The sequence below is a fragment of the Bradyrhizobium sp. NBAIM18 genome (genome assembly GCF_020193825.1).
In the GTDB taxonomy this organism is placed as follows: Bacteria; Pseudomonadota; Alphaproteobacteria; order Rhizobiales; family Xanthobacteraceae; genus Bradyrhizobium; species Bradyrhizobium yuanmingense.
Genome location: NZ_JADYVO010000015.1, coordinates 59,715 through 73,983 on the forward strand (window position 1 = coordinate 59,715; position 14,269 = coordinate 73,983).

11 protein-coding genes and 1 riboswitch are annotated in these 14,269 nt (G+C 66.1%); of the genes, 8 read left to right on the forward strand and 3 right to left on the reverse strand.

Features of this window, described 5'->3' with window-relative positions:
* Positions 1 to 138: 138 nt before the first annotated feature.
* The 3 genes from I6F17_RS26890 to cysN are packed head-to-tail and all read left to right on the forward strand — an operon-like array spanning position 139 to position 4,021.
* The gene (locus I6F17_RS26890) at positions 139 to 1,158 is read left to right on the forward strand and encodes a sulfotransferase family protein (protein ID WP_225127454.1); all 1,020 of its coding nucleotides are present in this window, start codon (positions 139 to 141) and stop codon (positions 1,156 to 1,158) included.
* Positions 1,159 to 1,163: 5 nt separating this feature from the next.
* A complete protein-coding gene (cysD, locus tag I6F17_RS26895; RefSeq protein WP_225127452.1) occupies positions 1,164 to 2,126 on the forward strand; it encodes a sulfate adenylyltransferase subunit CysD in 963 nt (320 codons plus the stop codon).
* Positions 2,126 to 4,021: a sulfate adenylyltransferase subunit CysN gene (gene cysN, locus I6F17_RS26900; protein WP_225127449.1), complete on the forward strand. Its 1,896-nt coding sequence runs from the start codon at positions 2,126 to 2,128 to the stop codon at positions 4,019 to 4,021. The genes cysD and cysN overlap by 1 nt, the downstream gene beginning before the upstream one ends.
* A gap of 49 nt (positions 4,022 to 4,070) precedes the next feature.
* Here cysN and I6F17_RS26905 read toward each other — a convergent pair whose 3' ends face one another.
* Complete coding sequence (locus tag I6F17_RS26905) at positions 4,071 to 4,280, reverse strand: DUF1674 domain-containing protein (protein ID WP_225127447.1); 210 nt, start codon at positions 4,278 to 4,280, stop codon at positions 4,071 to 4,073.
* A gap of 188 nt (positions 4,281 to 4,468) precedes the next feature.
* Here I6F17_RS26905 and I6F17_RS26910 point away from each other — a divergent pair, with 188 nt between their 5' ends.
* From I6F17_RS26910 to purH, 3 genes are all read left to right on the forward strand, one after another.
* On the forward strand, positions 4,469 to 5,815 hold the full coding sequence (locus tag I6F17_RS26910; protein ID WP_109141989.1) for a transcription antitermination factor NusB: 1,347 nt from the start codon (positions 4,469 to 4,471) through the stop codon (positions 5,813 to 5,815).
* A 156-nt stretch (positions 5,816 to 5,971) separates the two neighbouring features.
* On the forward strand, positions 5,972 to 7,690 hold the full coding sequence (locus tag I6F17_RS26915; RefSeq protein ID WP_036038852.1) for a heparinase II/III family protein: 1,719 nt from the start codon (positions 5,972 to 5,974) through the stop codon (positions 7,688 to 7,690).
* A 59-nt stretch (positions 7,691 to 7,749) separates the two neighbouring features.
* A riboswitch (ZMP/ZTP riboswitch) is annotated at positions 7,750 to 7,831 on the forward strand.
* 24 nt (positions 7,832 to 7,855) lie between these two features.
* Positions 7,856 to 9,448 carry a bifunctional phosphoribosylaminoimidazolecarboxamide formyltransferase/IMP cyclohydrolase gene (purH, locus tag I6F17_RS26920; RefSeq protein ID WP_225127445.1) on the forward strand — a complete coding sequence of 531 codons (1,593 nt, stop codon included), beginning with the start codon at positions 7,856 to 7,858 and terminating at the stop codon, positions 9,446 to 9,448.
* A gap of 121 nt (positions 9,449 to 9,569) precedes the next feature.
* Here the strand turns inward: purH and I6F17_RS26925 are convergent, their stop codons facing one another.
* Positions 9,570 to 10,955 (reverse strand): MFS transporter, encoded by a 1,386-nt coding sequence (locus I6F17_RS26925; RefSeq protein WP_225127443.1) that lies wholly within the window; start codon positions 10,953 to 10,955, stop codon positions 9,570 to 9,572.
* A gap of 100 nt (positions 10,956 to 11,055) precedes the next feature.
* Between I6F17_RS26925 and ggt the strand changes: the two genes are divergently transcribed.
* On the forward strand, positions 11,056 to 12,807 hold the full coding sequence (gene ggt / locus I6F17_RS26930) for a gamma-glutamyltransferase (protein WP_225127441.1): 1,752 nt from the start codon (positions 11,056 to 11,058) through the stop codon (positions 12,805 to 12,807).
* Between the two features lie 30 nt (positions 12,808 to 12,837).
* Here the strand turns inward: ggt and I6F17_RS26935 are convergent, their stop codons facing one another.
* Positions 12,838 to 13,503, reverse strand: coding sequence for a glutathione S-transferase (locus tag I6F17_RS26935; protein WP_057025807.1), 666 nt, complete (start codon positions 13,501 to 13,503; stop codon positions 12,838 to 12,840).
* A gap of 151 nt (positions 13,504 to 13,654) precedes the next feature.
* Between I6F17_RS26935 and I6F17_RS26940 the strand changes: the two genes are divergently transcribed.
* A complete protein-coding gene (locus tag I6F17_RS26940) occupies positions 13,655 to 14,251 on the forward strand; it encodes a DUF2239 family protein (protein ID WP_085974529.1) in 597 nt (198 codons plus the stop codon).
* The last annotated feature ends 18 nt before the right edge of the window (positions 14,252 to 14,269 follow it).

Here is a 14,269-nt window from a genome sequence, read left to right on the forward strand (position 1 = left end):
AGCACGATTGCCGTGCTCGCCGGACATTTATGAAGCCCCCGGGATTTCCCGGGTTTGACCGGTGTCGTAATCAACATTAGGTTGAATATTGATCCGTAAGCAACTCGCTTGCGGAACTTGTTCAGCGAGTCCCCCGCCATGAATATCGATGCGTCGTCCCCCGATTCGCTCGAGCGAATCGCCGAACTCGTTCGTCAGCAAGATAGTTCTCTCGACACCACGCTGCTTCCGCCGGTGGAGGGGTTCCAAACCAGGACCGTCGCGCTCGAAACACTGATGCGCGAGGTGACGGAGTGCCTGGCGGACGGCTTCCGGCATCGCTCGCCGCAAGACTTTCCCATGCTCTATTTTGCATGCGGCAAGGCGCGCGTCGGATCGACGGCCCTGAGCAATCTGTTCGGCATGACCGGGATGCCTTCCTACTATCAGCCTTTGAAGGCCATGCTGCGCGATGCGCTCGTCGGCAAGAGGCCGGCGCCGTGGGCCGTGCCGTCGGCAGACGACGAGCCGCACATCTTCAGCAAGGAAACGATCGGGCCCTACGTGCTCGCCGAGAGCCTGTTCAATCCGCTCAAGCTGCTGATCGAGGCGGGCTATCCGCGGCACCGGCTGCATCTCATCATGCTCGACCGTGAGCCGGCGAGTTCACTGGCATCGTGGCTCGACAAGCTGATCTCGCGCGCGCCTGAAGATGTATTGCTGCGGCACTATGTCGTCGCCGCGCTCAGCGCGGCTCAAGTCGCAAGCTACGCCCAGCGACAGGGCGTTGCCGTCACTCACTACGTCTACGAGGTGAGCAAGGAGGCCGTGTCCTCGGTTCGTGTCCTGTTCGAACGGATCGGCCTTTCGGGCAGCTTCAACGAGAATGCCGTGACGTCCTGGCGTGAGCCGGGGGACTCGCACGCGAACAATGCGCGCGTCATCTTCCCGAGCGAAGCGACGATCTACAAGGTGCCCAATTTGCACACCTCCGACAGTGCCTATCGCTACCAGCGCCGTGCGACGGCCTCTCTGAGCGAAGCGCAACGCGAGGCTTTGGAGCGCTGCGGGGTCAATGATGCCTATCGCGTCGCGGTCGCCGCCTGCGTTCGCGATCTCGGCCTGAATGCGGCACTGTCGCAACGTCTGTTCGGCGACTGGTTTGCTGCGGCTGCGTGATCGTCATGCTGGACATTCCCAACGGAGCCGATTCCGCACTCCGTGAAGGTGCTGGCGGCAAGCAGCGTCACGTCGCCAGCCACCTCCGCCGTCTGGAGGCGGAAAGCATCCACATCCTGCGAGAGACGGCGGCCGAGTTCCGCAAGCCGGTCATGCTGTATTCCATCGGGAAGGATTCCTCGGTGCTGCTGCATCTGGCGATGAAGGCCTTCGATCCCGGCAAGCCGCCGTTTCCGCTGCTGCATGTCGATACGACCTGGAAGTTTCGCGAGATGATCGCGTTTCGGGACCGACGCGCGCGCGAGCTCGGCCTCGACCTGATCGTCCATACCAACAATGACGGATTGAGCCAGGGCATCGACCCTTTCACCCACGGCTCGGCCCGCTACACCGACGTCATGAAGACGCAAGCGCTGCGACAGGCGCTGGACTTCCACGGCTTCGACGCCGCGATCGGAGGCGCGCGGCGCGACGAGGAGAAGTCGCGCGCCAAGGAGCGCGTGTTCTCGCACCGCAGCGCTGCGCATCGCTGGGATCCGAAGAACCAGCGGCCGGAGCTGTGGGGCCTCTACAACACGAGGCTCGCGCCCGGCGAGAGCATGCGGGTGTTTCCGCTGTCGAACTGGACCGAGATCGACGTGTGGGACTACATCCTGCTCGAGGACATCCCGATCGTTCCGCTCTATCTCGCAGCGTCGCGCCCCGTGGTCGAGCGCGACGGAGCATTGATCATGGTGGACGACGACCGGATGCCGCTGCAGCCCGGCGAAGAACCGCAATGGCGCTCCGTGAGGTTTCGCACCCTCGGCTGCTATCCCCTCACCGGCGCAACGAGCTCGATGGCGGCAACCCTGCCCGAGATCGTGCAGGAGATGATGGCGTCGCGCACCTCCGAACGACAGGGACGCATGATCGACCGGGACAGCCCCGCATCGATGGAGCGCAAGAAGGCGGAAGGTTATTTCTGATGTCCTATCACGAGGCACCGGCGATCGCCGCCGCCGATGCGCCGCGGCTCGAGCAGGACGATCGCCCGACGTTGCGTTTCGTCACCTGCGGCAGCGTCGACGACGGCAAGAGCACGCTGGTCGGCCGGCTGCTCTACGATTCGAAGACGCTGCTCGACGACCAGCTCGACGCGCTCGCCTCGGAGAGCAAGTCCGCCGGCACCACCGGCGGCGACCTCGACTTCGCGCTGCTGGTCGACGGGTTGCAGGCCGAGCGCGAGCAGGGCATCACCATCGACGTGGCCTACCGCTTCTTCGCCACGAAGCTGCGCCGCTTCATCGTCGCCGACACGCCGGGACATGCGCAATATACGCGCAACATGGCGACCGGTGCCTCGAATGCCGATCTCGCCGTGGTGCTGGTCGACGCGCGCAAGGGCGTGATCACGCAGACGCGGCGTCACAGCCACATCCTGTCGCTGCTCGGCATCCGCCACGTCGTGCTCGCCGTGAACAAGATGGACCTGATCGGATTTGACGGCGATCGCTTCGCTTCCATCACCGCCGAATACCTGACTCTGGCCGGTCAGCTCGGGATCTCCCAGGTCCAGTGCATCCCGGTCGTGGCGCCCGACGGCGACAACATCGTCACCGCGAGCACGCGCATGCCCTGGTACGAGGGACCGACCGTTACGGCCTATCTGGAATCCGTGGACGTGGCCGGGGACGCCTCGCAGCAGCCGTTCCGGCTGCCGGTGCAATGGGTGAGCCGGCCGCATGCGGATTTTCGCGGCTTCTGCGGACGGATCACGAGCGGAACGATCTCGGTGGGCGATGCCGTTCGCGCGCAACCGTCGGGACACCAGACCCGCATCGCGCGCATTCTCACGCCCGCCGGCGAGCGCAATCACGCAAGGTCGGGCGAGTCCATCACCCTAACGCTCGCCGATGAGATCGACGTCAGCCGCGGCGACGTGCTGACCGCCGGATCTGCAGCGCCGGTGTCGGATCAGCTCGCGGCCCATCTCGTCTGGTTCGATGGCGAGGCCATGGTCGCCGGCCGGCGCTATTTGCTCCGGTGCGGTACCGCCTCGACCGGCGCGGTGATCACGGAACTCAAGCACCGGATCGCCATCGACACCATGGCGCGGGAAAGCGCCGCCACGCTCGACGTCAATGAGATCGGCTATGTCCATCTCGATCTCGACCGCCCGCTGGTGTTCGAGGCCTATCGCGACAACCGCGAGATGGGCAGCTTCATCCTGATCGACCCGATCAGCCATCGCACTGCCGCGGCGGGAATGATCGACATGTCGCTCCGCCGCGCCACCAACGTTCATTGGCAGCGGCTTGCGGTCGACAAATCCGTGCGAGCCCAGCTGAAGCAGCAACGGCCCTGCGTGCTCTGGTTCACGGGTCTGAGCGGCGCCGGCAAATCGACCATCGCCAATCTCGTCGACAGCCGGCTCGCCGAGCTCGGGCGCCATGCCGCGTTGCTCGACGGCGACAATCTTCGTCACGGCATCAACCGCGACCTCGGCTTTTCCAACGCGGAGAGAACGGAGAACGTCCGGCGCGTCGCGGAGATCGCGGGGCTGTTCGTCGAGGCCGGCTTGATCGCGCTGGTGGCGCTGATCTCGCCGTTCCGCAGCGAGCGCGAGCTGGCGCGCCAGCGGCTCGAAGCGGGCGAGTTCATCGAGGTCCATGTCGCGACGCCGCTTGCCGAATGCGAGCGCCGCGATCCCAAGGGGCTCTATCGCAAGGCTAGGTCGGGCCAGCTGCCGGCATTCACCGGCATCGATGCCCCCTACGAAGCGCCGCTGGCGCCCGACATCACCATCGACACCTCGGAGCTGTCGAGCGAGGCGGCCTGCGAACGCATCATCCGCTACTTGCGAGCGCACAACTACCTGTGACGACCGGGACGATATCTGCCAGCGTTATCCAGCCGCTCCGACTGCAAGCTCAGAAGTCGGAAGCGATGCCCTTGCGCTCCCAATCGCCGTAGCGGGTGGGCTCAGGCCCCTGCGGCCCATGCAGCTCCTTCGCCTTGGTCTCGTTCTTGGCCTCATCCTTGGCCTTGGCGGCCGCAGCCTGCCGGCGCGCCTCAGCCTCGGCCAGCGCGCGCTGGGCGGCCGGCGACAGCGGCTTGCGATCGGGAACGGGGTCACTCATCGCCGCGCTTTCTAGCGCAGGACCGCGCACAACGCGATGCCCAATAACGCATTCCTGAAATCGGCTCGGAGCGCTGAAAAACCCGCAAGCGATTCTTACATTTGGCATATTCGCGTGTCAGAGATCGCCTTCTCAAGGCATGCGCCCATCGCGGCGGAACTGCCGCTCGTTCAGAACCTTGCTTCCGCATGCCATCTCAACGTTTCGTCCCTCCGTCCGAAGTGCCCGGCCTTGCGGCGCGACGGATTGCCGCCGACATCGTCGACGGCGTGCTGCACAAGCACCGCACGCTCGACGACCAGCTCGACGGCGGCGGTGCCCATCCCGGACTGAAGACGCTGGCCGACCGCGACCGCGCGCTGATGCGGCGCCTGGTCGCCACCGTGCTGCGCCGGCTCGGCACGCTCGGCCATGTGCTGTCCCGCCTGCTCGACAAGGGCGTTCCCTCCGACGCGCCACGCGCGCAGAGCGCACTTTTGATCGGCGCCGCCCAGATCCTCTGGATGGACGTGCCGGATCACGCCGCGGTCGATCTCTCCGTCCGCCTCGTGCAATCCGACCGCCGCGCCGCGCGCTATGCCGGGCTCGTCAACGCCGTGCTGCGCCGCTGTGCGCGCGAGGGCAAGGCGCTGGTCGAGGAGGTCGCGACGCAATCGCTGGATCTGCCGCCATGGCTGCTCGCGCGCTGGAGCGCTCATTATGGCGAGGCGACCGCACGAGACATGGCATCGGCGCTCGGCCACGAGCCCTCGCTCGATCTCACGGTGAAATCGGATCCCGCCCAATGGGCAAGCCGCCTGCATGGTGAGATGCTGCCGACGGGAACGGTGCGGATGCTGCTGCATGGTGCGGTAACCATGCTGCCCGGCTTCGCCGAAGGACAATGGTGGGTACAGGACGCCGCCGCCGCGTTGCCCGCCCGGCTGTTCGGCGATGTCAAAGGCAAGTCCATTGCCGATCTCTGCGCCGCCCCTGGCGGCAAGACCGCGCAGCTGGTGCTCTCGGGCGCGCAGGTCACGGCGATCGACCGCTCGCCGGCGCGGGTGGCGCGTTTGCGCGAAAACCTGGCGCGGCTGTCGCTGCAAGCCGAGACCGTCGTCGCTGACGCCGTGGAATGGGCCGGCCCGGCGGAGGCGTTCGACGGTATTCTGATCGATGCTCCCTGCACCTCCACCGGCACGATCCGCCGGCATCCCGACGTCGCATGGCTGCGGCAGGACTCCGACATCGCTACCCTGGCCGCGCTCCAGCAGCGGCTGCTGCGCAAGTCGGTGTCGCTGCTCAAGCCGGGCGGGACGCTGGTCTATTGCACCTGTTCGCTGGAACCCGAGGAGGGCGAGCAGGCGGTGGCGGCACTGCTCGCCGCCGAGCCCGCGCTTCGCCGCGCTCCGATCGTGGCATCGGAGGTTGCGGGCCTCGACGAAATCCTCAACGGGGACGGCGACCTGCGCACCCTGCCCTGCCATCTGCCGAACGCCGATCCCAGGCTCGGCGGGCTCGACGGATTTTTCGCGGCCCGGCTCGTTAAATCCTGATTTTGCACTGGATTTTGCGACCACGACCCTGATTCGCGCCGTTCAAGGTGGTGTCAGGCGTTCGATTTTGGGATTAATAAGGATTCGTCACTGATCCTCTCCCCATCAAGGCAAGGCGTGTCGGTCGCTCAACGCAGACGTATCTCGACGCTGGTCATGAACCGCTTCGCGCGGAACATGCTCGCGCGCGCGAGCGGCGGTTCCGTTGTGCTGTCGCGAGTCTGGCCCGGCCGCACCGACCGGCTGATCATCGCGCCGCATGACCTGCGGACCGCGGATGCGACTCGCGCTGCCGAGATCTATGCCGGTCGCTTCGTCTTTGCCGGCAAGATCGTCAATTGCCATGGCCGCTCGATCTTCGACCTCGAGCCGCCGTCGGAGGATTGGGAGGTTGCGCTGCTCGGCTTCGGCTGGCTGCGGCACTTGCGCGCCGCCGATACGGCGCTGACGCGGGCGAATGCGCGCGCGCTGATCGAGGACTGGATCTCGAATCCCGCCAACAAGCGCCGCCCCGTCGCGCGGCGCGCCGACGTACTGGCGAGGCGCGTGATCTCGCTGCTCTCGCAGGCGCCGCTGGTGCTGAGCGAGACCGACAACAAGTTCTACCGCCGTTACTTGCGGGCGCTGGCGCGCGAGATCCGCTTCCTGCGCTACACCATGGTCGACATTCCGGACGGGGTGCCGAAGCTGCAGGTGCTGATCGCGCTGTGCTATGCGTCCCTGTGCCTCGCCAACCAGACGCGTCACATCCGCAGCGCCTCCAAGAAGCTGTCCGACGAATTGCAGCGGCAGATCCTGCCCGATGGCGGCCACATCTCGCGCAATCCGGGGGCGCTGATCGAGCTCCTGATCGACCTCTTGCCGCTGCGGCAGACTTTTGCCGCGCGCAATATCGCGCCGCCGCCGGCCCTGCTCAATGCGATCGACCGCATGATGCCGATGCTGCGCTTCTTCCGGCACGGCGACGGCAATTTCGCCCTGTTCAACGGCATGAGCGCGACATCATCCGACCTGCTCGCCACGCTGCTTGCCTATGACGACACCCACGGCGCGCCGATGGCGAACATGCCGCATACCGGCTTTCAGCGCCTCGATGCCGGCCAGACCACTGTGATCATCGACACCGGCCCGCCGCCGCCGGCCGGCGTCAGTCACGACGCCCATGCCGGCTGCCTCTCGTTCGAATTGTCGTCCGGCATCAGCCGCATCGTCACCAATTGCGGCATGCCGACCACCGGCCGCGACAATTGGCGGCCGTTCGCGCGCAGCACGGCGGCGCATTCGACCCTGACCTATCACGAGACGTCGTCATGCCAGTTCGTCGAGATGTCGGCGATGAAGCGGCTCCTGCACGGCGCGCCCGTTACCAGCGGCCCGGTCGAGGTCGAGAGCTATCGCGAGGTCGTGCAGAACGGCACGCTGCTCACGACCTCGCATGACGGCTATCTCGCCAAGTTCGGCGCGATCCACCGCCGCGTGCTGATGATCGCCAATGACGGCGCGCGCATCGACGGCGAGGACGCGCTGTCGCCGCCGCAGGGCGGACGCTTCAAGGGCGCCGATGCCGATTTCGCGCTGCGCTTCCATCTGCATCCGGCGGTGAAGGCGAGCCGGCTGTCGGATGCGCGCGGCGTCATGCTGGTGCTGCCGAACCGCGACGTCTGGACCTTCGAGGCATTGGATGACAAGGTCGATCTCGAGGACAGCGTATTCCTGGCCGGCAATGACGGCCCGCGCCGCACCGCCCAGATCGTGATCCGTCAGAACGCCCGCCAGGCCCCCTCGATCCGCTGGAGCTTTGTCCGCTCCACCGCCTCGCCCGCAGTGACCAATGCCCGCCGCAACGCCCGGCGCGAGCCGGAACTTCCGTTGTAAACAGGCGCGATCCGGCCCTATCTACCCGTTGAGAGCAACGCCAAAAGCTGCTATCGAGCGCTCGCTCGCGCGACTGGCGACCTTGGATGGAGCACCATCGGGAAGCGCGGGACATATAAGCCGCGCGCCTGGGCATAGACACTCCCTGAACAGAGGATCTTGCTCATGACTGACCATCCCCGCCGCGTCACCCGCGCCCTTCTCTCCGTCTCCGACAAGACCGGCCTGATCGAGTTCGCCAAGGCGCTCGCCGCGCACGATGTCGAGCTTGTCTCGACCGGCGGCACCGCGAAAGCGATCGCCGCGGCCGGCCTCAAGGTCAAGGACGTTTCCGACCTCACCGGCTTCCCCGAGATGATGGACGGCCGCGTCAAGACGCTGCATCCGAAGGTGCATGGCGGCTTGCTCGCGATCCGCGACAACAAGGACCATGCGGAGGCGATGCAGGCGCACGGCATCGCGCCAATCGACCTGCTCGTCGTCAATCTCTATCCGTTCGAGGCGACCGTCGACAAAGGCGCGGGCTTCGAGGATTGCATCGAGAACATCGACATCGGCGGCCCCGCGATGATCCGCGCCGCCGCCAAGAATCACGACGATGTTGCCGTCGTGGTCGAGGCGCAGGACTATCAGGCCGTGCTCGACGAGCTCGCCGGCAACAAGGGCGCGACCACGCTAAAGCTGCGCCGGCGGCTTGCCGCGAAGGCCTATGCCCGCACTGCGGCCTATGACGCCGCGATCTCGAACTGGTTCAACCGTCAGCTCGAGATCGACGCGCCCGACTTCCGCGCTTTCGGCGGCAGGCTGATCCAGTCGCTGCGCTACGGCGAGAACCCGCACCAGACCGCCGCGTTCTATGCGACGCCGGACAAGCGCCCCGGCGTCTCCACCGCGCGGCAGCTCCAGGGCAAGGAGCTCTCCTACAACAACATCAACGACACCGATGCCGCCTACGAATGCATCGGCGAGTTCGACGCCAAGCGCACCGCGGCCTGCGTCATCGTCAAGCATGCCAATCCCTGCGGCGTCGCCGAAGGGCCGAACCTCGTCGAGGCCTATCGCAGGGCGCTGGCCTGCGATTCGACGTCCGCGTTCGGCGGCATCATCGCGATGAACCGTCCGCTCGATGCCGATACCGCGCGCGAGATTACCAAGATATTCACCGAGGTCATCATCGCGCCAGATGCCAGCGAAGAGGCGGTCGCCATCATCGGCGGCAAGAAGAACCTGCGCCTGCTGCTCGCCGGCAGCCTGCCCGATCCGCGTGCGCCGGGCCTGACCGCCAAGACGGTGGCCGGCGGCCTGCTGGTGCAAAGCCGCGACAACGCCGTGGTCGACGACATGACGTTCAAGGTCGTCACCAAGCGCGCGCCGACGGATGCGGAGATGCGTGATCTGAAGTTTGCGTTCCGGGTGGCAAAACACGTCAAGTCCAACACCATCATCTACGCCAAGGATCTCGCCACCGTCGGTATCGGCGCGGGTCAGATGAGCCGGGTGGATTCAGCGCGGATCGCCGCACGCAAGGCGCAGGATGCGGCGGCCGAGCTGAAGCTCGCCGAACCGCTCACCAAGGGTTCGGTGGTGGCCTCGGATGCGTTCTTCCCGTTCGCCGACGGCATGCTCGCCTGCATCGAAGCCGACGCCACCGCCGTGGTGCAGCCCGGCGGCTCCATGCGCGACGACGAGGTGATCAAGGCCGCCGACGAGCACGGCATCGCCATGGTGTTCACGGGAACGCGGCACTTCAGGCATTGAGTCCATCGACTCGTCAGTGCGAGCGAAGCGAAGCAATCCAGTCTGTCTCCGCAAGGGAGGTCTGGATTGCTTCGTCGCAAGTGCTCCTCGCAATGACGAGGATAGAGTTGCATGATGCGGGCTAATCCCGCACCCGCAGCAACAGGCCCAATCCCGCAACGAAGAACACCACCAGCACGGCCATGCCGGCCTTTTGGCTGGCGGTCAGCGCGGTGACCAGGCCGATCAGGAGCGGGCCGATGAAGGACGTCACCTTTCCCGTCAGCGCAAACAGGCCGAAATATTGCGCGATGCGATCCTTCGGCGCGAGATGGATCAGCAGGGTGCGGGAAGCAGCCTGGAGCGGGCCGCCGGCTGCACCGATCAGGCAGCCCAGCACGAGATAGGCGCGCTCGGCCGTACTCGAGAACAGGGCAGCGCCCGCTTGCGGCGGCGCGGTCTTGACGAACAGGACGCTGTCCTTGTCGACGAGGAGAATCGCGGCCACCGACAGCAGCAGGACCAGCAGGCTGCCGGCGATGACGCGCTTCGGCCCGAGACGATCATCCAGCTTGCCGCCGAACCAGGCGCCGAGCGCGCCGGCGATCGCGAGCATGATGCCGAACGTCCCGATCTGGATCGTATGCCAGCCGAAGGTGCCCGCGGCATAGATGCCGCCGAAGGCGAACAGCGACACCAGACCATCGGTGTAGATCATGTTGGCGAGCAGGAATGCCGCGAGCGATTTCTGCCTCGGCAGACTCTTGATCGACTGCTTCAGCTCCGACAGGCCTTCGCGCAACGCCTCGCCCAGCGGGCGCTTCGCCGGATAATCCGGCGTGAACAGGAACATCGGCGTCACGAAGATGATGAACCACAGCGCAGTCAGCGGCCCCGCGGCACGATCGCCCTGACGTGTGAGGGGATCGAGGCCGAAGAGCGGCGTGACGCCGAGCAGCGTGCGGCCGGTCTCGGGATTGGCGGCGAGCAGGCCGAGCACGATGATCAGGCTGACGATGCCGCCAATGTAGCCCGTGGCCCAGCCGGTGCCGGAGAGACGACCGATCCGCTCCGGCGGCACCAGCGTCGGCATCATCGCGTTGTTGAAGAGCGTGGCAAATTCCGCACCGACGCTGGCGAGCGCAACTGTGGTGAGCACCAGCGGAATGACGGCATGATCGCCGGGCTTGCCGATCCAGAGCGTGCAGGACGCCAACACAAGCACCGTACCGAAACCTGCGATCCACGGTTTCCTGCGGCCCGAAGCGTCGGCGATGGCGCCGAGCACCGGCGACAACAGCGCGATCGCAAGGCCCGCGGCCGCCATCGCAAAGCCCCACAAGGATTGACCGGCGGCGGGATTTGGCGCAATGGCCGTCGCGAAATAGGGCGCGAACACGAAGGTCGTGATCAGCGTGAAATATGGCTGCGCGGCCCAATCGAAGAAGATCCAACTCACGACGGCGGCGCGCGGCGGATAGGTCCGCGCCACGCCGGCCATGCGCGCATCCGGAGCGATTGTCGTCATCACGCAGCACCCATCACGAACAGTTTTGCCTCTCTTAGAGCAAACGGTATAGCATTACAGTGACGGGTGTGAACCGGTGCAACGCCACGGCGGGAATTCGATGATGTCGTCATATTCGACACGGCGGAGATTGTTAGCCGCCATTACCGTCCTGGTGCTCGGTCTCGCCCCTGCGACCGCTCAGGATGCACGGCAGGGCTATGTTCCGCCCGCACGCGAGGCAGTGCGCGCCGTCGCCGCCGAGCACGGCATGGTGGTGGCGCAGGAGAAGATCTCCGCGCAGATCGGCGCCGACATCCTGCGGCGCGGCGGCAATGCCATCGACGCTGCGGTCGCGACCGGCTTCGCGATGGCCGTGACCTATCCGCGTGCCGGCAATATCGGCGGCGGCGGCTTCATGGTGATCCATTCCGCCGATCGCAATGAAGACATCACGATCGACTATCGCGAAACCGCGCCGGCCGCGACCACGCCGCAGATCTTCCTCGGCGCCGACGGCAAGCCCGACGCGACGAAGTCACGGGATTCCGCGCTCGGCATCGGCGTGCCCGGCACCGTCGCCGGCCTTGCGCTCGCGCTCGAGAAATACGGCTCGGGTCAGTTCACGCTGGCGCAACTGCTGGCGCCTGCGATCGCGCTCGCACGCGATGGCTTCATCGTCAGCGACGACATGGCCGATACGTTGCCGGGCTGGCACCGGCGGCTGGCACGCTGGCCTTCTTCGGCCAGGATATTCTCGCGACCGGATGGCACGCCGCTGGGCGAAGGCGATCGGCTGGTGCAGGGCGATCTCGCCGAAACGCTGGCGGCCGTCGCTGCACAGGGGCCGCGGGGATTCTACGAGGGGCCGGTCGCCGAGAAGCTCGCCAAGGCCGTGACCGATGCCGGCGGCATCATGACGCCGGCCGACCTCAAGGCCTATCAGCCGGTCATCCGCACGCCGGTGCGTGGCAGCTACCGCGGCTATGACATCGTGTCGATGCCGCTACCCTCATCCGGCGGCGTCGTGCTGATGGAGACGCTCAACATCCTCGAAGGCTTCCCTCTGGCCGATCTGAAGCAGGGATCGGCGGCGTCGCTGCATCACTTGATCGAAGCCATGAAGCGCGCTTATGCCGATCGCGCCCGCTATCTCGGTGATCCCGCCTTCGTCAACGCGCCGATCGAGACCCTCATTGCGAAGGACTATGCCGCGAAGCTGCGCGCAAACATTTCCCTCGAACGCGCCACGCCGTCAAAAGAGCTCGTGACCTCTCCTGCCGCGCCACGTGAGGGCAGCAACACCACGCATTTTTCCGTCGTCGACACCCGCGGCAATGCCGTCAGCAACACCTACACGCTGAACTTCAGCTACGGCGTCGGCCTCGTCGCCGACGGCACCGGCGTGCTGCTCAACAACGAACTCGACGATTTCACCGCGGCAATCGGCGCCTCCAACGCCTATGGCCTGGTCGGCTTCGAAGCGAATCTTCCCGGTCCCGGTAAGCGGCCGCTGTCGTCGATGTCACCGACCATCGTGCTGAGGGACGGCAAGCCGGTGCTGGTGACGGGCTCGCCCGGCGGCAGCCGCATCATCTCGACCGTGCTGCAGGTGATCGTGAACGTGCTCGATTACAAGATGGATGTTGCGGCCGCCGTCGCAGCGCCGCGGCTGCACCACCAATGGCTGCCGGATGAAGTGCGCGTCGAGCGCGGCTTTCCCGAGGGCGTGCTGCTCGAGCTGAAGGCGATAGGGCACCTCGTCGTCGAGCCGATGGGCCAGACATCTGCCAACTCGATTCTGGTGACGCCGAACGGAACGCTGGGCGCAGCCGATCCGCGCACGCGCGGCGCGGAGGCGGCGGGGCAGTAACCTGCTCCCGGAATGACGGGGTAAGGGAGCTTACCGCCCGACCTGATACGGCCCGCCCTTCTCCAGCGCGCGCGCATATGCAGGCCGGGCGTGGATGCGCTCCAGGAACGCCATCGCCTTGGGATGGCCCTGCTCGAGGCCGCCGCGAGCTTGGGCGGCTTCGAGCGGAAAGCTCATCTGGATGTCAGCCGCGGTGAACTCGCTGCCGGCGAACCATTCGCTCTTGCCGAGCTCGCCTTCCCAATAGTCCATGTGCTGCTTCAGCTGCGGATTGACCAGCGCGGTCAGCGCCTGGTTGCAGACCTTGCGCACCAGCGGGCGCAGCAGGGCCGGCGCACGCTTCGGCATCAGCGTGAACAGCAGCTTGAGCAGCAGCGGCTGCATCGCGGATCCTTCCGCATAGTGCAGCCAATAGGTGTAGCGCAGCCGCTCCGGCGTGCCCGGCGCGGGGATCAGCTGTCCGTTGCCATAGGTGGCGATGAGATACTCGATGATCGCGCCTGACTCGGCGATGGTGTTGCCGTTGTCGGTGATGACGGGCGATTTGCCGAGCGGATGGATGGCGCGCAGCTCCTTCGGCGCGCGCATGTCCGGCTGACGCTGATAGCGCACGATCTCGTAGGGAACGCCCAGCTCCTCGAGCAGCCACAGCACGCGCTGCGAGCGGGAATTGTTGAGGTGGTGAACGGTCAGCATCGCGGGGTCCTCAAGGCTTGGTCGTGGTCATCGGCCGCGCCGTTGGTGCCAGCCCGGGAACACATTGTCGAGCCGTCGCTGCGGATATTTTTATCCGGGTATATTGACGCGAGTAATTTACCCGGGTATTAAGAAACCCAGCATCGTCAAAATGGCAATGATTCCAATGCAGAAATTTTTCACCGCTTTCCAGGGACAACGCCGCCTGGTGTCCGGGCCGGCCGGAGAGGTCGCGCTGGTCGTCAAGCGGGTGGCGTCACAGCCGGACGAGCCAATCATCATCTTCGAGGACGCCACGGGCCGATCGATCGACTTCGATCTGCGTGGTGGAGATCGCGAGGTGTTGGCGCGCTTGACGAAGCTTGTCCCGCCGTCGGCTGAGGCGACCGAAGCACCCGCAGAGCCGCGCGGTCGCGGCCGGCCGAAGCTCGGCGTGGTCGCGCGCGAGGTGACCTTGCTGCCGCGGCACTGGGAGTGGCTCAACGCACAGGCCGGCGGCGCTTCGGTCGCGCTGCGCAAGCTCGTCGACGAAGCCAGGCGCGCCAGCGGCGACAAGGACCGCGAGCGGCAGGCGCGCGATGCGGCCTACCACTTCATGTCGACCATGGCCGGCGATCTGCCGCAGTTCGAGGAAGCCTCGCGCGCCCTGTTCGCGGATGACCGGCGACGCTTCACCGGCCTGATCGCCGACTGGCCGACCGACATCCGCGACCACATCGTCAAGCTCGCCTACAGCGACCGCGCCTAGACCGCGCGCCGCTTCTCA